16 protein-coding genes and 1 tRNA gene are annotated in these 20,615 nt (G+C 56.3%); 10 read left to right on the forward strand and 7 right to left on the reverse strand.

Annotation, left to right across the window (positions count from 1 at the left end; genetic code table 11):
- Positions 1 to 346: 346 nt before the first annotated feature.
- The 4 genes from urtA to atzF form a co-directional block, all read right to left on the reverse strand.
- Entirely contained in the window at positions 347 to 1,615 is a 1,269-nt protein-coding gene (urtA, locus tag J1779_RS15940) for an urea ABC transporter substrate-binding protein (protein ID WP_056775768.1), read from the reverse strand.
- A gap of 74 nt (positions 1,616 to 1,689) precedes the next feature.
- Positions 1,690 to 2,415 (reverse strand): GntR family transcriptional regulator, encoded by a 726-nt coding sequence (locus J1779_RS15945; protein ID WP_217204226.1) that lies wholly within the window; start codon positions 2,413 to 2,415, stop codon positions 1,690 to 1,692.
- Between the two features lie 27 nt (positions 2,416 to 2,442).
- A complete protein-coding gene (gene uca / locus J1779_RS15950; protein WP_217204227.1) occupies positions 2,443 to 6,075 on the reverse strand; it encodes an urea carboxylase in 3,633 nt (1,210 codons plus the stop codon).
- A gap of 10 nt (positions 6,076 to 6,085) precedes the next feature.
- Complete coding sequence (gene atzF, locus J1779_RS15955; RefSeq protein ID WP_217204228.1) at positions 6,086 to 7,933, reverse strand: allophanate hydrolase; 1,848 nt, start codon at positions 7,931 to 7,933, stop codon at positions 6,086 to 6,088.
- Between the two features lie 362 nt (positions 7,934 to 8,295).
- Between atzF and J1779_RS15960 the strand changes: the two genes are divergently transcribed.
- The 5 genes from J1779_RS15960 (at position 8,296) to J1779_RS15980 (ending at position 13,002) form a co-directional block, all read left to right on the forward strand.
- Positions 8,296 to 9,741, forward strand: a complete 1,446-nt coding sequence (locus J1779_RS15960) for an alpha/beta hydrolase (RefSeq protein ID WP_056775759.1) — start codon at positions 8,296 to 8,298, stop codon at positions 9,739 to 9,741.
- Positions 9,742 to 9,834: 93 nt separating this feature from the next.
- Complete coding sequence (locus J1779_RS15965; RefSeq protein ID WP_056775757.1) at positions 9,835 to 10,290, forward strand: MarR family winged helix-turn-helix transcriptional regulator; 456 nt, start codon at positions 9,835 to 9,837, stop codon at positions 10,288 to 10,290.
- 189 nt (positions 10,291 to 10,479) lie between these two features.
- Complete coding sequence (locus J1779_RS15970) at positions 10,480 to 10,902, forward strand: organic hydroperoxide resistance protein (RefSeq protein ID WP_122097196.1); 423 nt, start codon at positions 10,480 to 10,482, stop codon at positions 10,900 to 10,902.
- Positions 10,903 to 11,145: 243 nt separating this feature from the next.
- On the forward strand, positions 11,146 to 12,825 hold the full coding sequence (eptB, locus tag J1779_RS15975; protein ID WP_122097197.1) for a kdo(2)-lipid A phosphoethanolamine 7''-transferase: 1,680 nt from the start codon (positions 11,146 to 11,148) through the stop codon (positions 12,823 to 12,825).
- Between the two features lie 100 nt (positions 12,826 to 12,925).
- Positions 12,926 to 13,002: transfer RNA gene (locus J1779_RS15980), tRNA-Pro, on the forward strand.
- A gap of 88 nt (positions 13,003 to 13,090) precedes the next feature.
- Here the strand turns inward: J1779_RS15980 and J1779_RS15985 are convergent.
- The 3 genes from J1779_RS15985 to J1779_RS15995 all read right to left on the reverse strand — a co-directional run bounded on the left by J1779_RS15985 (position 13,091) and on the right by J1779_RS15995 (position 14,341).
- On the reverse strand, positions 13,091 to 13,570 hold the full coding sequence (locus tag J1779_RS15985) for a type II toxin-antitoxin system YhaV family toxin (protein ID WP_122097198.1): 480 nt from the start codon (positions 13,568 to 13,570) through the stop codon (positions 13,091 to 13,093).
- A 6-nt stretch (positions 13,571 to 13,576) separates the two neighbouring features.
- On the reverse strand, positions 13,577 to 13,921 hold the full coding sequence (locus J1779_RS15990; RefSeq protein WP_183849859.1) for a type II toxin-antitoxin system PrlF family antitoxin: 345 nt from the start codon (positions 13,919 to 13,921) through the stop codon (positions 13,577 to 13,579).
- A gap of 99 nt (positions 13,922 to 14,020) precedes the next feature.
- Positions 14,021 to 14,341 carry a hypothetical protein gene (locus J1779_RS15995; protein WP_217204229.1) on the reverse strand — a complete coding sequence of 107 codons (321 nt, stop codon included), beginning with the start codon at positions 14,339 to 14,341 and terminating at the stop codon, positions 14,021 to 14,023.
- Between the two features lie 460 nt (positions 14,342 to 14,801).
- Here J1779_RS15995 and dppA point away from each other — a divergent pair, with 460 nt between their 5' ends.
- From dppA to dppF, 5 genes are all read left to right on the forward strand, one after another.
- Positions 14,802 to 16,409: a dipeptide ABC transporter periplasmic-binding protein DppA gene (gene dppA, locus J1779_RS16000; RefSeq protein ID WP_122097200.1), complete on the forward strand. Its 1,608-nt coding sequence runs from the start codon at positions 14,802 to 14,804 to the stop codon at positions 16,407 to 16,409.
- Positions 16,410 to 16,556: 147 nt separating this feature from the next.
- On the forward strand, positions 16,557 to 17,576 hold the full coding sequence (dppB, locus tag J1779_RS16005; RefSeq protein WP_056775743.1) for a dipeptide ABC transporter permease DppB: 1,020 nt from the start codon (positions 16,557 to 16,559) through the stop codon (positions 17,574 to 17,576).
- 10 nt (positions 17,577 to 17,586) lie between these two features.
- Positions 17,587 to 18,501, forward strand: coding sequence for a dipeptide ABC transporter permease DppC (gene dppC, locus J1779_RS16010; protein ID WP_056775740.1), 915 nt, complete (start codon positions 17,587 to 17,589; stop codon positions 18,499 to 18,501).
- Positions 18,502 to 18,511: 10 nt separating this feature from the next.
- Positions 18,512 to 19,531, forward strand: coding sequence for a dipeptide ABC transporter ATP-binding protein (gene dppD, locus J1779_RS16015; protein WP_122097201.1), 1,020 nt, complete (start codon positions 18,512 to 18,514; stop codon positions 19,529 to 19,531).
- Positions 19,528 to 20,541, forward strand: a complete 1,014-nt coding sequence (dppF, locus tag J1779_RS16020; protein ID WP_122097202.1) for a dipeptide ABC transporter ATP-binding subunit DppF — start codon at positions 19,528 to 19,530, stop codon at positions 20,539 to 20,541. Before dppD ends, dppF begins: the two co-directional genes overlap by 4 nt.
- Positions 20,542 to 20,615: the final 74 nt, after the last annotated feature.

A 20,615-nucleotide genomic window follows, 5' to 3' on the forward strand; every position in this document is an offset into this window, starting at 1 on the left:
ACCTTAAAAATGCCTCAAAGGCGCATTCAAAACGACGTCGAATGAACGGTGAGAAACCGCTCGGGTCTTTTTCCGAGCGGGTCCGAACCTGAAATGAGAGCACCGCGTAGCGGCGGCGTTTGCGCCGTGAACGAAAGCTCCTGAAACACGTTCCCTGCCAACAGCGATAGCCGTCGGTGTCACAACCAAAAAGGCGCGGGATGTCCAGAAGGGGCGCGCCTTGGCGCTCCTTCTGGGCCAGTTTGGGCGGCGAGCCCAAGGTCTTAGGCAGTTTGGACGCCAAGCCCAAAGTCTTAGCGGGTGTGGACGCCAAGCCCAAGCTCTCAGCGGGCCTGGGCTCCGATCCCTAATTAGTCGTTTTCACCGGGGTATCTGGCTTCTTATCGTTCCCAACGATGTACGGGCTCCACGGCTGGGCGCGGACCGGTTTGTCGGTCTGCCAGACCACGTTGAACTGACCGTTGGATTCGATTTCGCCGATCATCACCGGTTTGTGCAGGTGGTGGTTGGTTTTATCCATGGTCAGCGTGAAACCGGACGGGGCGGCGAAGGTTTGGCCGGCCATGGCGGCGCGGACTTTATCCACGTCCGTCGTACCGGCTTTTTCTACCGCCTGCGCCCACATATGGATGCCGACATAGGTCGCTTCCATCGGGTCGTTGGTCACCGCGTTATCGGCGTTAGGCAGCTTGTGAGCCCTGGCGTACGCCTTCCATTCAGCGACGAATTTCTTGTTGGTCGGGTTATCCACGGACTGGAAGTAGTTCCAGGCCGCGAGGTCACCAACCAGCGGTTTGGTGTCGATGCCGCGCAGTTCTTCTTCACCAACCGAGAATGCCACCACCGGCACGTCGGTCGCTTTCACGCCCTGATTCGCCAGCTCTTTGTAGAACGGCACGTTGGAATCGCCGTTGATGGTGGAGATCACCGCCGTTTTGCCGCCTGCGGAGAATTTCTTAATGTTGGAAACGATGGTCTGATAATCGCTGTAACCGAACGGCGTATAGACTTCTTCGATGTCGCTGTCTTTCACGCCTTTGGAATGCAGGAAGGCGCGCAGAATTTTGTTGGTGGTGCGCGGATAAACGTAGTCGGTGCCGAGCAGGAAGAAGCGTTTGGCGGCGCCGCCGTCTTCGCTCATCAGATATTCCACCGCCGGAATGGCCTGCTGGTTAGGCGCGGCGCCGGTGTAGAACACGTTTGGCGACATCTCTTCGCCTTCGTACTGCACCGGATAGAACAGCAGACCGTTCAGCTCTTCAAACACCGGCAGCACCGATTTGCGCGATACCGACGTCCAGCAACCAAACACCACCGCGACTTTATCCTGCGTCAGCAACTGGCGGGCTTTTTCGGCGAACAGCGGCCAGTTAGAGGCCGGATCAACCACCACCGGTTCCAGCTTTTTGCCGAGCACGCCGCCTTTGGCGTTGATGTCGTCAATGGTCATCAGCGCGATGTCTTTCAGCGGCGTTTCTGAAATCGCCATGGTGCCGGAAAGGGAATGCATGATCCCGATTTTGATGGTGTCGGCTGCCTGCGCGCTCCAGGCTAACCCCATGCTGACTACGGTGGCGGACAGAGCAAAGGCTTTAATAAAACGTCGACGTTGCATAGATGTACCCTCGAAATGAAAAGATGATTAAGAGAACGCTGGTATGTAGAAAGTCGAAAAAATGTTTAAAAAAGTCATGACGGAAGTGTTCCGTTATTCTCCGCCCGGGCCTGATGCAGCATGTGCAGGGTAATTTTGCGCACCTCGGCTTTACTGACGGCAATATGGTCGTGTAGTTGGCGTTGTGCCTCCTCAGTGCGTTGCCCGATGATGGCGAGCAAAATGCTCGCGTGTTCCTGATAAGTGGCGTTGATCCGCTCATCTTTGGTGAAATCCAGCCGCCGGATGATGCGGATTTTCTCGGTCAGTTCGCGGTGAATACGCGCCATTTCGGCGTTACCGGCCGCGGCCACCAGCGTCATGTGAAACTCTTCGTCAAAGCGCGATACCGCCTGCCCGTCTTGCAGCCGTGGCTTGTCTATCCAAAAATCTTTCAGCTCCGCCAGTTGCAGGGGCTGAGACGCCGGCGCACAGGCGCACAGGCGTTTGACCGCCTCCAGTTCCAGCACAATGCGCAGATCGTAAAGCTGTTCGAAGAAGTCGAAATCGAAAGGCCGCACCTGCCATCCGCTGCGAAAAAACACTTCGACGTAACCTTCGCGTTCGAGCCAGAACAGCGCCTGACGCACCGGCGTGCGGCTGACTTCCATGCGGTCGGCGATGTCGTTTTCGCTGAACCGATCGCCCGGCAGCAGGCGGAAGCTGAAAATGTCGGTTTTCAGCTGCTGATAAATGCGTTCTGCCAGCCCTTCCGGGCGGTTATTTTTACTGCGTGCCGATTTGGCGTCAGTCAGTTGCATAAAGAGTCCCTTGTGGGTTCAACCCGCTTAAACCGCTAAATCCAGCCACAGCAGCGCATCACCTGGCCCGACCGGACGGCCCTGCTGGCAACTGATTTTCAGAACGGTGCCGGCGCACGGCGCGTTCACCGAGAGTTCCATTTTCATGGCTTCGACGACGATCAGCGGCTGGCCTTCTTCGACCTGCTGACCCGGCTCGACCAGAATTTTCCAGATATTGCCGTTCAGATCGGCGCTGACGAGATGCCCGTCCTGATCCGCATCGTCTTCCACTAACTGCACGGCGTTGGCGGCGGCTTCCACCGCGGCGGTTTCGGCTTCGTGCCAGTGCGCGACTTCGCGGGTAAAGGCTTCGGCCTGTTTCGCGCGGAATTCAGCAATATCGGCGGCGTTGTCGGCAAGGAATTGTGTGTATTGCGCAAAGTCGAATTCGGTTTCTTCGATACGAACTTGTGCGCGGCCTTCGCGGAACGCTTCGCGCTGGATGTCCAGTTCGGCTTCGGTGACCTCATAAAACCGCACCTGATCGAAGAAGTGCAGCAGCCACGGCTCGCCGTTTTTGAATTGCTCGTTTTTCAGGAATTTGTTCCAGATAGGCAGCGTGCGGCCCACCAGCTGATAGCCGCCCGGTGAATCCATGCCATAAATGCACATGTACATGCCGCCGATGCCGACCGTGCCTTCGGCGGTAAACGTACGCGCCGGGTTGTATTTGGAACTGAGCAGGCGGTGGCGCGGATCGACCGGCACCGCGCACGGCGCGCCGAGATACACATCGCCCAGCCCGAGGATCAGATAGCTGGCGTCGAAAATGATGTTTTTCACTTCGTCGCGGCTCGCCAGCCCGTTGGTGCGCTGGATGAAATCGACGTTATTCGGCAGCCACGGCGCGTCGGCACGTACGGTCTGCTGATAGCGTTCGACCGCGCCGAGCGTGGCGGAATCTTCAAAGGCCATCGGCATGTGCACGATGCGGGTGGGGATTTTGAGCTGGCTGACATCGGCAAGACTGTTTTCCAGCGTCAGTAAATGTTGCAGCAGCGCCGTCTGATGCAGCACGCCGCTGTCGTAGCGGATTTGCAGCGAACGCACGCCCGGCGACAACTCCTCAATGCCTTCCTGACCGGCGGCTTTAATGGCGTTCATCAGCAGGTAAATGCGCATCCGCACCGCCAGATCCAGTACGTTATCGCCGTACTCAATCAGCACGTAGCCGTCGCCAGCCTGGCGGTATTCCACCGACGGACGATCGGCTGTCGCCGCAAGCGCAGCGAGAATGGTGGCGGAGGCGGTGGTATCGGGCAGCAGCGACGGCACCGGCAGCGCCATGGCGTTGATCGGCATCAGCGAATCGAGCGTGCCTTGCTGCGCCAGTTCCAGCGCCTGCGCCTGTTCAAAACTGATCGGATGGAAACGGATTTTGTCGCCCGGTTTTACCTGGCCGACTTTCCACAATTCGGCTTTGGCGATGGTCACCGGGCAGACGAAACCGCCGAGGCTTGGCCCGTCGCGGGTCAAAATGACCGGGAAATCGCCGGTGAAGTTAATTGCGCCGATGGCGTATTCACAGTCATGCACGTTCGACGGATGCAGCCCGGCTTCGCCGCCGTCCTGTCGCGCCCATTGCGGTTTCGGGCCAACCAGCCGCACACCGAGGCGGTTGGAGTTGTAATGCACCTGCCATTCGGCGGCGAAGAAGGTGTCGATAGATTCTTTGGTGAAGAAATCCGGCGCGCCGTGCGGCCCGTAAAGCACGCCGATATTCCAGATATCGCCGTAAGGCGGCACGATGTTTTCGGCTGCCGCCTGCGGTAAGCCCACCGGCGCAGGCGTGGTGCAGGCCGCGAGTTCCGGCTGCGAAACGGTCAGCATATCGGCGACGCGCAGCGTACGGCCCGCGTGACCGCCAAACTGCCCGAGCGCAAAGGTCGAGCGGCTGCCGAGATACACCGGCACGTCGAAACCGTTACGCACGGCAAGATAGGTGCGGCAACCCTGCGTGGCGCGGCCCAGCGTCAGCGTCTGACCGGCTTTCACATCGACCGGCTGCCAGTAAGAAACCGGTTCGCCATCGATGGTGGCCGGGCAACGCGCGCCGGTCAGGGCGATAATGGCGTCGCAATGAAAACGCAGCGTGGGTCCCTGTAACGTGAATTCCAGACCGGCGGCATCCAGATGATTACCGACAATGCGGTTGGCGAGACGAAAGGCAAAATCGTCCATCGGGCCGGACGGCGGCACGCCGATATCCCAGTAACCGAGACGCCCCGGATAATCCTGCACGCTGCTGTAAGTGCCGGGCGCGATGACTTCGATGGCGTTGGGTGCATAAGCAAAACTGTCGAGCATGCGCGTCCACATGTCGCCGTCGCGGAACACCGGCGTGGCGACCACCTGACGCAGATAATCAATGTTGGTGGCGATACCGTGCAGACGCGTGGCGGCCAGTGCGGCCGACATTTTCGCCAGTGCGTCCTGACGGTCGGTGCCGTGAACAATCAGTTTAGCGATCATCGGGTCGTAAAATGCCGACACGTCGCTGCCGGTAGACACCCAGCCATCGACGCGCACGTCTTCGGGGAAGAACACTTCGGTCAGCACGCCGGGGCTTGGCTGGAAATTCTTCAGCGGATCTTCGGCGTAAATGCGCACTTCCATCGACGCGCCCTGCGGGGCTTTTTCCATCGCAGGCCAGTCCAGCGGCTCATCCGCGGCGACTTTCAGCATGCAGTCGATGAGATCCAGACCGGTGACCATTTCGGTGACCGGATGCTCCACCTGCAAACGGGTGTTTACTTCGAGAAAATAAAATTCGTCGCGCGCGGCGTCATAGATAAATTCCACGGTTCCGGCGCTGCGGTAATTCACCGACTTGCCCAGCTCCACGGCAGCGCGATGCAACGCTTCGCGGCTGGCCTGCGGCAAGTTCGGCGCAGGCGTTTCTTCCACCACTTTCTGATTACGGCGCTGCAATGAACAGTCGCGTTCGCCGAGTGCCACCACGCGGCCTTTGCCGTCGCCAAAAATCTGTACTTCGACGTGACGGGCGCGGTCGACAAAGCGCTCCAGAAACACCCCGGCGTCGCGGAAAAACTGCTCGCCGAGACGCTTCACGCTGTCCCACGCAGCGCGCAGGGCGTCTTCGTCGTCACAGCGTGTCAGGCCAATGCCTCCGCCGCCTGCGGTGCTTTTCAGCATCACCGGATAACCGATGTCTGCGGCCGTTTTCACGGCGTCTTCCAGGCTTGCGAGCAAACCGGTGCCCGGCGTCATCGGCACATTTGCGGCACCGGCTAATTCACGGGCGCGGTGCTTGAGGCCAAACTCGCGGATTTGCCCGGCGGTCGGCCCGATAAACGCAATGCCCGCCGCTTCGCAGGCATCGGCAAATTCTGCGCTCTCGGATAAAAAGCCGTATCCCGGATAAATCGCCTGCGCGCCGGTTTCTGCCGCGGCGGCCAGAATTTTGTCGATCATCAGGTAGCTTTCGCTGGCCTTTTCGCCGCCCAGCGCGATGGCGATATCCGCCTGCGTGACGTGCGGTGCATTGCGGTCGGCATCGGAATACACGGCCACGCTGGTGACGCCCAGACGTTTCAGCGTGCGGATCGCGCGGCAGGCGATTTCGCCACGGTTAGCAATTAACACGGTAGTAAACATGTGCGCGCCCTCAGCTTTTAACCGGTGAATTCAGGCTCTGGATATAACTTCTCCAGCCGCCAAAATGAGTGATGTCTGTGGCTTCGCTAATCGCCCACGGCTCGCAGATAAAGCCTTTCACGGTGCGGCCATCGGCCAGTTCGAGCGAACCGATACCCAGCGGTGCCGGGATTTCAGCGACGAATTCCCCGAAGCGCGCCAGCGGAATATCCCAGAGTTCGACGATAATCGCGCTGCCCGACCCGGCACGTACCAGCCCCGGTTTTGGCGGCGTGGTATTCGCGAGGGCGTAAAGTTTGTAGGTCGCGGCGGTCGCGGTTTGTTCGACGCGCACCGCGTTCCGGCTGGTGAGCTGAACATTGAGCGGCATGCCGGTCAGGTGCGCGCCAACCACGGCGACGCGCACGCTGGCAGCACTGACCGGCGCGGAGATCATGAATTCTTCAGGCTTCATCGCCAGCCCGGTTGCGCCAAGCGGCAGGCTCAGGCTGCGCTGCCACTGACGGCCAAAGCTGGCTAACGCATCATCGTGCCAGGCCGGGGCGACCAGGGTGATCCCGGCGGGCAGGCCGTCGGCGCGCAGGCTGGACGGCAGCGCAAGAGCAGACAAATCCGCCAGATTGGTGAAGTTGGTGTAAATGCCGAACTGCGAGTTGTAGAGCACCGGCTCCTGCGCCATTTCTGCCTGAGTGCGGATGGTCGGTGAGGTCGGCACCACCAGCGCATCAAACCCTTCCAGCGCCAGATTGATTTTGCGCGACAATTCTGCGCGTAAATATTCGGCGCGCCAGGCATCGCAGGCGCTGTAGTTCAGACCACTGGCGACGATGCCGCGCACCACCGGATCCATCGCTTCCGGGTTTTCTTCGAAAATCTGACCCACCGCAACCGTACGTTCCGCCACCCATGCGCCGTAATACAGCTGCTCCGCGAGTTCACGGAACGGCGTGAAATCCACCGGGACCAGCGTGACGCCGCTGCTGCTCAGGCGTTCCAGTGCCTGATCGAATTCAAATTCGGCCAGCGCATCACCGAAGAATTCCAGGCTGTCCGGCACCGCAAAGCGTGGATGAGCCGAAATTGCCACCGGCGCAGTGCGCGGATTGCGGCGCGAATAGGCATCCGTGGCGTCGTATCCGCCCGCGGCATGGGCGACGGTCTGCGCGTCGGCAACGGTCAGCGCAAAAATTGACACCGAGTCATTCAGGCGACAGGCAGGCACCACGCCGGTATTCGACAGCCAGCCTTTGGTCGGTTTTAGCCCGACGACATTGTTGAATCCGGCCGGGACACGGCCCGAGCCGGCGGTGTCGGTCCCGAGGGAAAAGGCCACCAGGCCGCGTGCCAGAACGGAGGCCGACCCGGAACTGGAGCCGCCGCTGACATAGTCCGGGTTGAAGGTGTTGCGCACGGCACCAAACGGCGAGCGGGTTCCCACCAGACCGGTGGCAAACTGGTCGAGATTGGTTTTGCCGATGACGATCGCGCCTTTGGCTTTCAGGTTCGCGACCACGGTGGCATCGGCTTCGGCGGTGTAAGTGAACGCCGGGCAGGCGGCGCTGGTCGGCCAGCCGGCAATATCAATATTGTCTTTGACAGCGAAGGGGACGCCAAACAACGACAGGTCTTTCAGCGAGCCTTCGGCCTTCTGGCGCAGGCTTTCCAGATGCGCAATCTGATCTTCAAGCTGGTTGGCGCTGGCGCGATAAAGCCAGGCGTTATCGGCGGGGCTCAGGCTACCCAACACCATCGACAGCGTGGTGCGCAGGCTGCCCGGCGCAGTGCGATAATGCTGTTGCCAGTCCCGCAGGGTAAAACCGCGATAAGGTGAGCTGGTAGAATGTGAGGCGTCGGTCATAAGTTGAATTCCATCTGGTACACAAGATTGAATTCACTTAAGCAAGGCCTGTGCCAAATCATTATTTGTTGATTTTAAATGATTTATTATTTATCGCGTGAAAGCGTTGTACGTTTGTTGCACCACGCACGCAAGGCAACTGAGCGAAAATGGGGCGAAAATTTGCGCGATGTCCCGCAGGAAAAAGATAAACGTGGCCCGATAAAGGTTCCGGTATACAGTTGTATGAACTGATGATTTATTATTCTTTGCAGAAAAGCGGGCGGATTCATGTCCAGAAAACGATCCATCATTGCGCAGTAATGTGCCTGGCAGAGGCTGGTGCATACCTCGCAACATTAGCCAGAGGAAACCCCTAATTAATGCAACTTCGTCGTCTCTATGTACGCCTGAAAAAGCTGCTGCTGGCGCTGATTCTGGTGATTATTACGCTTCTGGCCGTGCGCACTTATGACGCCTTACAGGGGCCGCCGCTTGAGCCGTGGCACAAACTGGTGCCGGACGAACTGAGTGCGGAACAGCTGGATAAGAGTGACTGGGCGGCGTATTTACGCGCGGAACAGCAGGCATTTCTTGAAGTGAAGCAGGAAGTGACGGACAAGCTGGACGCCGAAGAACGTATTCCGCTTAACCGCTATTACGACCGCAGCCCGATTTACCCTGAGCATTTTGCACAGGACTGGAACCGGTCTTATGAGCTGATGCCCGACGGCAAACCGGTCGGCGCAGTGGTGTTATTGCACGGCCTGACCGATTCCCCTTACAGCCTGCGCCATATAGCGCAGGATTATCGCCGTCGCGGATTCGTGGCCGTCGGTATTCGCCTGCCGGGCCACGGAACGGTGCCCGGTGGCCTGACGCGGGTGGACTGGGAGCAGTGGATGGCGGCAACGCGGCTGGCGGTGCGCGAGGCGCGCCGTGTCGCCGGGCCGGATGTGCCGCTGCAACTGGTGGGCTTTTCAAACGGCGGCGCGCTGGCGATGAAATATACGCTGGATTCCCTTGATGACTCCGCGCTGGTGCGGCCTTCCCGCGTGGTGCTGATTTCCCCGATGATCGGCGTGACGAGCTTCGCGCGCTTTGCCGGATATGCAGGCTGGCCTGCGATTTTCCCGGCCTTTGCCAAAACCGCCTGGCTGAACCTGATGCCGGAATTCAATCCGTTTAAATACAACTCGTTTCCGGTCAAAGCCGCACGCCAGTCTTATCTGCTGACCCATGTGTTGCAGCAGCAAATCACCCGGGATGCGCAATCCGGCAAGCTGGCGCAGTTACCGCCGGTGCTGGCATTCCAGTCGGTGGTTGATTCCACCGTCAGTAGCCGGGCAGTCGTGACGGCGCTGTTTAATCAGCTGCCTGCGAACGGCAGCCAGCTGGTGCTGTTTGATATTAACCGCAGTGCGTACGTCGGTCCGCTGCTGCGGGTGGCGTCAGAGACGGCGGTAGGGCGTTTACTTCCGCCTGCGCCACGGCGTTACCAGACCACGGTGATCACCAATGCGGCGCCCGATCAGGCCGCGACGGTCGCGCAGATCACGGCGGCAGGTCAGACTGCCGTGGTGACGACGCCGCTGGGGCTGGATTATCCCGCGGAATTTTTCTCGCTTTCGCACGTTGCGCTGCCGTTCCCGCCAGATGATTCGCTGTATGGCCGTACTCCTCAGGGGCCGGCACAGTTTGGCATCCGGCTGGGTACGCTGGCGGCCCGCGGTGAAAACGGCGCGCTGGTCGTCAGTATGGATCAACTGATGCGCGTATCGTCGAATCCGTTTTATCCTTATCTGTTGCACAGAGTGAACGGATTCTGATTGCCGGGCGCCTGCACTGTTGGCGTCAGCGGATATTTCCCCCAGAAAGCGATTGCGATTATATCGCGCGCTATATAGATTGGCGGCATGAACATGAAAACAGACAACGATTCCACGCCCAACCGCATGCATCTGGATCAACAGATGTGTTTCGCACTGTATTCCGCGAATCTTGCGTTGCATAAGGTTTACCGCAAATGGCTCAGCCAGCTGGAGCTGACGTATCCGCAGTATCTGGTGATGCTGGTTCTCTGGCAGCGCGACGAAGTGACCGTCTCTGAGATCGGCGACAAGCTGTTTCTGGATTCGGCGACGCTGACGCCACTGCTCAAACGCCTTGAAACCGCCGGTTTACTGCTGCGCCGTCGGGCGAAAGCCGATGAGCGCCAGGTCATCATCACCCTGACCGAGGCCGGCAGGCAGTTGCGCGAGAAAGCTCAGGGAATTCCTGAAGCGATTTTGTGTGCGACCGAGTGCGAGCTCAGTGAAATGATGACGCTCAAACAGCAGCTCGAATCTCTTCGCGAGAATCTGAAAGACAAATCCTGAACGGCGGGCGAGGTGTTGCCCGCCGCTTTCGTTGATTGATGGTACCTATTTCAGCAAGCAGATAAATCCGACGTGCGCTTTCGAATTTGTCTGCTAGTATCTAATACATAGCGCACGATTAAATCGTGTATAAATTTCTGATTACATCACTCTTGTCATTCAGTCATCTGACCCGAAAAGGAACGAAATATGTCTATCGAAAAAGTTGTGTATCGTGCTCATGCATCTGCTACCGGTGGCCGTGACGGCCGCGCTGTTTCTGACGACGGCGTGCTGGATGTCAAACTGGGTGTGCCAAAGGAAATGGGCGGCATGGGCGGCGGTACCAACCCTGAGCAGCTGTTTGCTGCCGGTTACTCAGCCTGTTTCCTCGGCGCACTGAAAGCCGTGGCTGCACAGGAAAAAATTAAGATCCCTGCTGACGCGAAAATTGAAGGCGCGGTGGGTATCGGGGCAATCCCGGGCGGTTACGGTATCGAAGTTCAGCTTGATATCACCCTGCCGGGCTTTGAACGCAGCGACGCAGAAGCGCTGGTGGCCAAAGCACATCAGGTTTGCCCGTACTCCAATGCCACCCGTGGCAACATCGATGTAACCTTGAATATTAAGTAATTTTTAGAGAAGTACCGCCTTCACCAGGGCGTTTTAATGCACTATCCGGGAGGCTTCGGCCTCCCTTTTCCTGTCTGAAATTCCCGCCACGATCTTCTCATCTCCTCTGCAGGGCGCTTGCGCTCAGGCATTTCGCCGGTATGTATATAAACGTAATCTCAGCATAATCTGTGAACTCGCCGGGCATAAACATGTCACAATGATTCAGAATCTTTCAAAAAACTTCCCGGAAAACCACATTACATGAATAGAGTGAAGACTCTATCGCAGCAAAATATTTCATTATTGTTAGCGATTTATATTGGCATTTTCCTGAATGTCTCCGTGTTTCAGCGCCGCTTTGCCGCCTTAATTAATCACTTCACTTCCATTGAACTGATGCAGGCTGTCACTGAAGTCTGCGCCATCGTGCTGTTTACCTTCTTCGTACTGCGCCTGGTGTCACTGGGTGGACGGCTGTTTTTCCGCATCGTCGCCAGCCTGCTGGTGCTGATTTCCGTCGCCGCCAGCTATTACATGGTGATGTTCAATGTGGTGATCGGCTACGGCATCGTGGTGTCGGTGATGACCACTGACATTGACCTCAGCAAAGAGATCATTGGCCTGCATTTGTTTGTCTGGATGGCGCTGGTCAGTGCGATCCCGCTGTTCCTGATCTGGAAAAACAACCTGCGGCTGACGCTGATTGAGCAGATTAAAACACCGGGGCAGCGCGCGTTGCCGCTGATGGTTCTGCTGGCAACGGCATTGCTGGTCTGGCTGCCGCTGCGTTATCTCGATCACGAACAAAGTGTGAACGAGAAGAAAACCAACGTCGATTTGCCGAGCTATGGCGGCGTTGTCGCCCACTCTTATTTACCGTCTAACTGGCTGGCCGCGCTGGGTTTATATGCCTATACCCAGGTGGATGAAGGTCAGGATGCCAGCCATTTCCTTGATCCGGCGAAAGAGTTTACCTACGTGCCACCGGCAGATATCGACGATACCTATGTGGTATTTATCATCGGTGAAACCACGCGCTGGGATCATATGGGTATTCTGGGCTACGAGCGCGACACCACGCCGCGCCTGTCGAAAGAGAAGAATCTGGTGGCGTTTCGCGGGACGTCGTGCGACACGGCGACCAAGCTCTCTCTGCGCTGTATGTTCGTGAGGGAAGGCGGTACGGAAGATAATCCTCAGCGCACCCTGAAAGAGCAGAACATTTTTGCAGTGATGAAATCATTAGGTTTCACCTCTGAACTGTTCGCGATGCAAAGCGAGTTGTGGTTCTACAACAATGCCAACACCAACAATTTCTCCTTCCGTGAAATCATCGCCTCTGAAAAGCGTAATGACGGTAAGCCGGTGGACGATATGTTGCTGGTGAATGAATTACAGGAGTCGCTGAAAAATCATCCGAAAGGCAAACATCTGGTGATCCTGCATACCAAAGGTTCGCATTATCTCTACTCCCAGCGTTATCCGCGCAGCTACGCACGTTATACGCCGGAGTGTAAGAGCAACACCTGTACCAAAGATGAGCTGATAAATGCCTTCGATAACAGCGTGTTGTACACCGACACCTTTATCGACAACGTGATAGATCAGCTGCGTGATAAGAAAGCGCTGGTGTTTTACGCGTCCGATCACGGCGAATCCATTGATGAAAACTCACATCTGCACGGAACACCGCGCGAGATGGCACCGCCGGAGCAGTTCCGCGTGCCGATGATGGTGTGGGCATCCGACAGTTTCCTCGAGCAGCCGGATCATAAAGAGGCGTTCGAGCAGCTCCAGGCGCAGCAACGCGTCGGGGCGAAGAAGCGTCATGTTGAGTTGTTCGATTCAATTTTGGGCTGCCTGGGTTACACCTCACCGGACGGTGGCATCAATCCGGCGAACAACTGGTGTGCAAAACCTCAGACGGATCAGAAGTTATAGGTTAATTTGGCGGCGTATCGGATGATTTCTGGGCAGTCGGTGAATATGCATTAAAAAGCCGTTGACGCTCTGAAACCGTCGCAGTAAGATGCGCCCCACTCGGCGAGTAGCGCAGCTTGGTAGCGCAACTGGTTTGGGACCAGTGGGTCGGAGGTTCGAATCCTCTCTCGCCGACCATATCCCAGTCTGATGATGCATTCAGTCATCAGATAACGAAAAGCCCGTAGCCTTCTGGTTGCGGGCTTTTTGTTTTGTACGATACCCCTCAGGTTGTTTCTTCCTTCAGGTTTTCCTTTTTTGCTGCTTCATACAACGCCACCCAGCTGTCAGGCGGCTCACCGCTTTTGAGCATTTTGCGAAATACCCGGTAAGCGTCTGTTTTACTCTCATAGGCTCGCAGTTCTTTATCATCATTAACCCATGCGTAAATGATGATCCGGCTTTTAAAGTTGTAGCGAAAAAAAAGACGGTATTGCTGAAAGAATTTTGCCCTGAACCAGTGAGTAAACTCCCCGCCTAACGTATCTCCCTGTCGAAACTCCGCCCGGGCAGGGTCTTGCGGGATGACTTCAAACATCAACTTATTAATGGCCGCCAGTCTCTTGGTCGCATTCCTGTTTTTGTAACCCACAGGGTCTTTACGGCGCAGCTGTACGACCTGCTCGGTGAGTTTCTCTATCTGTTGCAGAATCAACGGGTGAGCGAGCAGCGTCCACCCATTACTCTCCATGGCCTGATTATGCATAGTCCTTTACTCATCATCGTCAGAAAGCGGGCTCTCAAGGTCAACGGCAACGCCAGTGGTCAGTACACTCATCTTTTCATGCACAGATAAGGTCACCGGTTGCATATTTTCCGGATGATTGAGCATATCCGTCGCCACGAAATCCAGAAAGGCATTGATGACAGGATCTTCCGGTTCTTCGAGTTGCCTCGAAATAACCACCTGTCCGTCCGGTAAGATCTTGTATTGAATGCGATCGTTCCCGCTGAGATTTAACGCCTTGCGTATGGCTGCGGGGATGGTGGTTTGAAAGCGACGGGTCACTTTAGACTCGGCTTCGAGTTTGATTCCCCATGTGACTGAGGCAGGCATAGACGAGACTCCTTGTGATGCTTAATTGAGCGATTTCGGCAGGGTAATGCAAATGCATTGGTAATGCAAATGCCCCGAATGTACGTGATCGTTTATGTGTTACGTGCCGCAAATCTGCGTCAGATTGCCTCTTAAACCTGCATTTTCGTTTTGCAAAACGCTGACCGGATACTGCATATGTCGCGCAAAGCAATAAACACGCCAGAATTCAAATTTGGGAAACATGATCGTTTCGATATATTTCAGCCCTTGTGCGCTCTTTCGTTGAAAAAATAAGCAGGGAGTGGGTGTCGGAGGAGATGCACCACCACGGCACATTTGCGCCATTTTGGGGTGTTTTGCCGGTGCCGCTGGCCGACGCTTTTTATGACAGCTTTGCGACAATCGCGGCTCTTCCCAGCATTTTCCGCTGGTTTCCACCCCTATCTCAAAAATAACCGTTCATATATTCATCATTTAGCGAGAAATTTTTAGGGATTTAATATGAGTGAAACACCCGTGAATATTCTTTTACAAAGTTGATTGTGTGGGTTTTGGGTTCAAAAACTGAACATTCATCCTGATTTGGTTAACAGAATGTTTTTTTATGTTTGTTTGCTGTTACTCACAGTCTGTGTAAATGCCTGATGGTTATATTGACGTCAGGGATAGGAGTTGCCAAATTGATAGCCCCAAGGAAGACCAGTGATTATTTCCGGTAAAGATCTGTAAAGTCCGCTTTACAGTTCGATGGAAAAAAAATGGCAGTTCACCATGCTCTGGTTGGACTTATTGCAGCGCACAACCAACACAGTCACCCGCAAATAAAAATAAAGGGTGCCGTGAGCTGCAAAACACAACACACACATCCACATCACCATTCATCAATGGAGCAGAAGCGATGACAATCTCTTTAGGTAAGTCGGGGCTACTGAAATTCAGTATGGGCCTGATTGCGCTGACCGTTGCGGCAAGCGTGCAGGCAAAAACGTTAGTGTATTGTTCTGAAGGTTCACCTGAAGGCTTCAACCCTCAGCTGTTCACCTCAGGCACCACGTATGACGCCAGCTCCGTGCCTATCTACAACCGTTTGGTTGAGTTCAAGATCGGGACCACAGAAATTCAGTCCGGTCTGGCTGAAAAGTGGGACGTGTCGGCAGACGGTAAAACCTACACCTTCCACCTGCGCAAAGGCGTGAAATGGCAGGATAACAAGGAATTCAAACCGACCCGTGATTTCAATGCGGACGACGTTGTGTTCTCCTTCGAGCGTCAGCTGGACAAAAATAACGCTTACCACGGTGTGTCCGGCGGCAGCTACGAATACTTCGAAGGTATGGGCATGGGCGATCTGATCAACAAGATCGTGAAAGTGGACGACAACACCGTGCAGTTCGTACTGAACCGCCCTGAGTCTCCATTCCTGGCTGACCTGGCGATGGACTTCGCGTCAATCCTGTCTGCGGAATACGCAGACAACATGCTGAAAGCCAAAACCCCTGAGAAAGTCGATTTGGATCCGATCGGTACCGGTCCGTTCCAGCTTGTGCAATACCAGAAAGATTCACGCATCCTCTACAAAGCCTTCCCAGGCTACTGGGGCACCAAGCCGCAGATCGACCGTTTAGTCTTCTCCATCACGCCTGACGCTTCCGTGCGTTATGCGAAATTGCAGAAAAACGAATGTCAGGTGATGCCGTACCCGAACCCGGCTGACATCGCTGCCATGAAGAAAGATAAAACCATCAACCTGATGCAACAGCCAGGTCTGAACGTCGGTTATCTGTCCTTCAACGTTGAGAAAAAACCGTTAGATGAAGTGAAAGTGCGTCAGGCACTGACCATGGCTGTGAACAAAAAAGCCATCATCGATGCGGTTTATCAGGGTGCTGGCCAGCCGGCTAAAAACCTGATCCCACCAACAATGTGGGGCTACAACAAAGACGTGGTGGATTACGAATACAATCCTGAAAAAGCCAAAGAGCTGCTGAAAGAAGCAGGTCACGCAGACGGTTTCACTATCGATTTGTGGGCAATGCCGGTACAGCGTCCGTACAACCCGAACGCACGTCGTATGGCTGAAATGATCCAGGCTGACTGGGCGAAAGTGGGCGTGAAAGCCAACATCGTCACTTACGAGTGGGGCGAATACCTCAAGCGTGCAAAAGCGGGCGAACACCAGTCTGTGATGATGGGCTGGACCGGGGACAATGGGGATCCGGACAACTTCTTCGCCACGCTGTTCAGCTGCACCGCAGCTAAAGACGGTTCCAACTATTCCCGCTGGTGCTACAAGCCGTTTGAAGATCTGATCCAGCCTGCTCGTGCTGAATCCGATCATGCCAAACGTGCTGCGCTGTACCAGCAGGCTCAGGTTGTGATGCATGACCAGGCACCTGCGCTGATCATCGCTCACTCCACTGTGTACGAACCTGTTCGTAAAGAAGTTAAAGGCTATGTGGTTGATCCGCTTGGCAAGCATCACTTCGAAAACGTCTCAATGGAGTGATCGCCTGCTGAATAATAACCCGTGAGCTGCGTTATCTGGTGCTCGCGGGCCATTCAGTACAGCTTTGATTCTCAAGAAAGAAATGTGAGCCACAATAAGCCCGGCGAGCTACGGTTCTCCGGGCATTTTATACAGAGAGTACGGGATATGTTTCAGTTCATACTCCGACGTTTGGGGTTAGTTATCCCAACGTTTATCGGCATAACTTTGCTGACTTTTGCCTTCGTACACATGATACCAGGCGACCCGGTCACCATCATGGCAGGCGAGCGCGGTGTTTCCCCCGAGCGTCATGCCCAGTTAATGGCAGATATGGGGCTCGATAAGCCTCTTTATCAACAATACTTCCACTATGTGAACGGGGTGCTGCACGGCGACCTGGGCACGTCCTTAAAAAGCCGAACGCCTGTCTGGCAGGAGTTTGTACCGCGTTTCAAAGCGACGCTGGAGCTGGGCATTTGCGCGATGATTTTCGCGATCCTTGTCGGCATCCCGGTGGGTGTACTGGCAGCGGTAAAACGGGGATCGATATTCGACCACACGGCGGTGGGCATCTCACTGACCGGCTATTCGATGCCGATATTCTGGTGGGGGATCATGCTGGTGATGCTGGTTTCGGTACAGCTCAACCTCACGCCCGTATCGGGGCGAATAAGCGATACGGTCTTCCTTGATGACAGCATGCCGCTGACCGGCTTTATGTTGATCGACTCCCTCATCTGGGGCGAGCCGGGCGATTTTAAAGACGCCGTGATGCACATGATTTTGCCAGCGCTGGTGCTTGGCACCATTCCTCTGGCCGTTATCGTACGTATGACCCGCTCTTCCATGCTGGAAGTGCTGGGTGAAGATTATATCCGTACCGCGCGCGCCAAAGGCGTCAGCCGTATGCGGGTGATTGTCGTCCACGCACTGCGCAACGCGCTTTTGCCGGTGGTGACCATCATTGGTTTGCAGGTCGGGACGCTGCTCGGCGGCGCTATCCTGACGGAAACCATCTTCTCCTGGCCGGGTCTGGGCCGGTGGCTGATCGACGCACTCCAGCGCCGCGACTATCCGGTCGTGCAGGGCGGGGTGTTGCTGGTCGCGACTTTGATCATCGTGGTTAACCTGCTGGTAGACGTGCTCTACGGCGTGGTCAACCCGCGTATTCGTCACAGAAAATAAGGGGCGCAAAATGTCTCAGGTTACAGAGCCCGTCGCGAATGAAATCGTGACGGCTGCGCCAGTGCCGATGCCGCCGTTGCGCGAATTCTGGCATTACTTCAAGCGTAATAAAGGGGCCGTTACCGGCCTGGCTTACATCATCATCATGCTGGTGATTGCGATCGGGGCGAATGTGATCGCACCGCATCTGCCCGCTGAACAGTTCCGTGACGCGCTGCTGCGTCCGCCGGTCTGGATGGAAGGCGGCAGCTGGAAATTCCTGCTCGGCACCGATGACGTGGGTCGCGATATTCTGTCGCGTCTGATGTACGGCGCACGCCTGTCGTTGCTGGTCGGTTGTCTGGTGGTGGTGCTTTCGCTGATCCTCGGCGTGATTTTCGGCCTGTTTGCCGGTTATTACGGCGGTGTGATCGATGCGATCATCATGCGCGTGGTGGATATCATGCTGGCCCTGCCGAGCCTGCTGCTGGCGCTGGTGCTGGTGGCGATTTTCGGCCCGTCGATCGTTAACGCCTCGCTGGCGCTGACCTTCGTGGCGTTGCCGCACTACGTGCGTTTAACCCGCGCGGCGGTGCTGGTGGAAGTTAACCGCGACTACGTGACCGCATCGCGCGTGGCGGGGGCCGGTGCGGCCCGCCAGATGTTCATCAACATTTTACCTAACTGCTTAGCGCCGCTGATTGTTCAGGCGTCGCTCGGTTTCTCCAACGCCATCCTCGACATGGCGGCTCTCGGCTTCCTCGGCATGGGCGCGCAACCGCCTACGCCGGAGTGGGGCACGATGCTGTCCGACGTCTTACAGTTTGCTCAAAGTGCCTGGTGGGTTGTGACCTTCCCCGGTGTGATCATCCTGCTGACGGTACTGGCATTTAACCTGATGGGTGACGGCCTGCGCGACGCCCTTGACCCTAAACTCAAGCAGTAGGGGACGAGAGATGGAAACCACATTGATTCAAGACGTACCGGTCGGCAAAACGCTGCTGACCGTCGATAAGCTTTCCGTACACTTTGGTGATGAAGGCACGCCGTTTCGCGCCGTAGACCGTATCAGCTACAGCGTAAAACAGGGCGAAGTGGTCGGGATTGTCGGCGAATCCGGCTCCGGCAAATCGGTGAGTTCACTGGCGCTGATGGGCCTTATCGACTTCCCCGGCAAAGTGATGGCTGAGAAGCTGGAGTTTGGTGGCCGCGACCTGAAAAGCATGAGCGAAAAAGAGCGCCGCCAGATTGTCGGTGCCGAAGTCGCGATGATTTTCCAGGATCCGATGACCAGCCTCAACCCGTGTTACACCGTAGGTTTCCAGATCATGGAAGCCATCAAAGTGCATCAGGGTGGCAATAAAAAGACCCGTCGTCAGCGCACCATCGATTTGCTGAACCTGGTCGGTATTCCTGACCCGGCTTCACGCCTCGACGTCTATCCGCACCAGCTTTCCGGGGGCATGAGCCAGCGCGTGATGATCGCGATGGCGATCGCCTGCCGTCCAAAACTGCTGATTGCCGATGAGCCGACGACCGCGCTCGACGTCACCATTCAGGCGCAAATCATCGAACTGCTGCTTGAGCTGCAACAGCAAGAGAACATGGCACTGATGCTGATCACCCATGACCTGGCGCTGGTGGCGGAAGCCGCACAACACATCATCGTGATGTATGCCGGTCAGGTGGTGGAATCGGCAAAAGCCACGGAGATTTTCCGTGCGCCGCGCCATCCGTACACCCAGGCGCTGCTGCGCTCGCTGCCGGAGTTCGCGGCAGATAAGGCGCGTTTGCAGTCCCTGCCGGGCGTGGTGCCGGGCAAATATGACCGTCCTGACGGCTGCCTGCTCAATCCACGTTGTCCGTATGCCACCGATCTTTGCCGCAAAGAAGAACCGGCGCTGCGTGACCTCGCGAACGGGCGTCAGTCGAAGTGCCATTATCCGCTGGATGATGCCGGGAGACCTACTTTATGAGTCCTGATAACACCGCATCGCAGCCGTTGTTGCATGCGATTGACCTGAAAAAGCATTACCCGGTGAAGAAAGGGATGTTTGCCCCGGAACGCACGGTAAAAGCGCTCGACGGCGTGTCCTTTACGCTTGAACGCGGCAAAACGCTGGCCGTGGTGGGCGAATCCGGCTGTGGTAAATCCACGCTGGGCCGTTTGCTGACCATGATTGAAGTGCCGACCGGCGGTGAACTCTATTATCGCGGGCAGGATTTGCTTAAGCCTGATGCCACAGCGGAAAAGCTGCGCCGCCAGAAGATCCAAATCGTGTTCCAGAATCCTTACGGATCGCTGAACCCGCGTAAGAAAGTCGGCCAGATCCTCGAAGAACCTCTGCTGATCAACACCAGGCTGAGCAGCGCCGAACGCCGTGAAAAAGCACTGGCGATGATGGCGAAAGTCGGTCTGAAGAATGAGCATTACGACCGCTATCCGCATATGTTCTCCGGCGGTCAGCGTCAGCGTATTGCTATCGCTCGTGGTCTGATGCTGGATCCGGACGTGGTGATCGCCGACGAACCGGTTTCTGCGCTCGACGTTTCCGTGCGTGCGCAGGTGCTGAATCTGATGATGGATTTGCAGCAGGATTTGGGGCTGTCGTACGTGTTCATCTCACACGATTTGTCGGTGGTAGAACATATCGCGGACGAAGTGATGGTGATGTACCTTGGCCGCTGCGTGGAGAAGGGCCCGAAAGACGCCATCTTCAGCAATCCGCGCCATCCGTACACCCAGGCACTGCTTTCCGCGACGCCACGTCTGAACCCGGACGAACGCCGTGAACGCATCAAACTGACCGGCGAGCTGCCAAGCCCGCTGAATCCGCCAGCCGGTTGCGCGTTCAACGCCCGCTGCCGCCGCGCCTTCGGCACCTGCAAACAGTTCCAGCCACAGCTGAAACAGTACGGCGACCAGCTTGTCGCCTGTTTTGCAGTGGATCAGGATGAAAATGGCACTGCGCAGACGGTCGCGTAAATCTGGCTGAAGCGCTGAAATCCAAAATGAATAAGCCCGCGAAAGCGGGCTTTTTTGTGGGCGATTTTCAGACA

Origin of the sequence: Rahnella rivi (genome assembly GCF_019049655.1) — a bacterium.
Classification (GTDB): domain Bacteria; phylum Pseudomonadota; class Gammaproteobacteria; order Enterobacterales; family Enterobacteriaceae; genus Rahnella; species Rahnella rivi.

What these genes read in the sequence shown, in the direction of transcription:
- uca (WP_217204227.1), bottom strand. Translation starts at nt 6,075, where the DNA reads ATGTTTACTACCGTGTTAATTGCTAACCGTGGCGAAATCGCCTGCCGC.
- urtA (WP_056775768.1), bottom strand. Translation starts at nt 1,615, where the DNA reads ATGCAACGTCGACGTTTTATTAAAGCCTTTGCTCTGTCCGCCACCGTA.
- J1779_RS15945 (WP_217204226.1), bottom strand. Translation starts at nt 2,415, where the DNA reads ATGCAACTGACTGACGCCAAATCGGCACGCAGTAAAAATAACCGCCCG.
- eptB (WP_122097197.1), top strand. Translation starts at nt 11,146, where the DNA reads ATGAATAGAGTGAAGACTCTATCGCAGCAAAATATTTCATTATTGTTA.
- J1779_RS15960 (WP_056775759.1), top strand. Translation starts at nt 8,296, where the DNA reads ATGCAACTTCGTCGTCTCTATGTACGCCTGAAAAAGCTGCTGCTGGCG.
- dppA (WP_122097200.1), top strand. Translation starts at nt 14,802, where the DNA reads ATGACAATCTCTTTAGGTAAGTCGGGGCTACTGAAATTCAGTATGGGC.
- dppD (WP_122097201.1), top strand. Translation starts at nt 18,512, where the DNA reads ATGGAAACCACATTGATTCAAGACGTACCGGTCGGCAAAACGCTGCTG.
- atzF (WP_217204228.1), bottom strand. Translation starts at nt 7,933, where the DNA reads ATGACCGACGCCTCACATTCTACCAGCTCACCTTATCGCGGTTTTACC.
- J1779_RS15965 (WP_056775757.1), top strand. Translation starts at nt 9,835, where the DNA reads ATGAAAACAGACAACGATTCCACGCCCAACCGCATGCATCTGGATCAA.
- dppC (WP_056775740.1), top strand. Translation starts at nt 17,587, where the DNA reads ATGTCTCAGGTTACAGAGCCCGTCGCGAATGAAATCGTGACGGCTGCG.
- J1779_RS15985 (WP_122097198.1), bottom strand. Translation starts at nt 13,570, where the DNA reads ATGCATAATCAGGCCATGGAGAGTAATGGGTGGACGCTGCTCGCTCAC.
- dppB (WP_056775743.1), top strand. Translation starts at nt 16,557, where the DNA reads ATGTTTCAGTTCATACTCCGACGTTTGGGGTTAGTTATCCCAACGTTT.
- J1779_RS15970 (WP_122097196.1), top strand. Translation starts at nt 10,480, where the DNA reads ATGTCTATCGAAAAAGTTGTGTATCGTGCTCATGCATCTGCTACCGGT.
- J1779_RS15990 (WP_183849859.1), bottom strand. Translation starts at nt 13,921, where the DNA reads ATGCCTGCCTCAGTCACATGGGGAATCAAACTCGAAGCCGAGTCTAAA.
- dppF (WP_122097202.1), top strand. Translation starts at nt 19,528, where the DNA reads ATGAGTCCTGATAACACCGCATCGCAGCCGTTGTTGCATGCGATTGAC.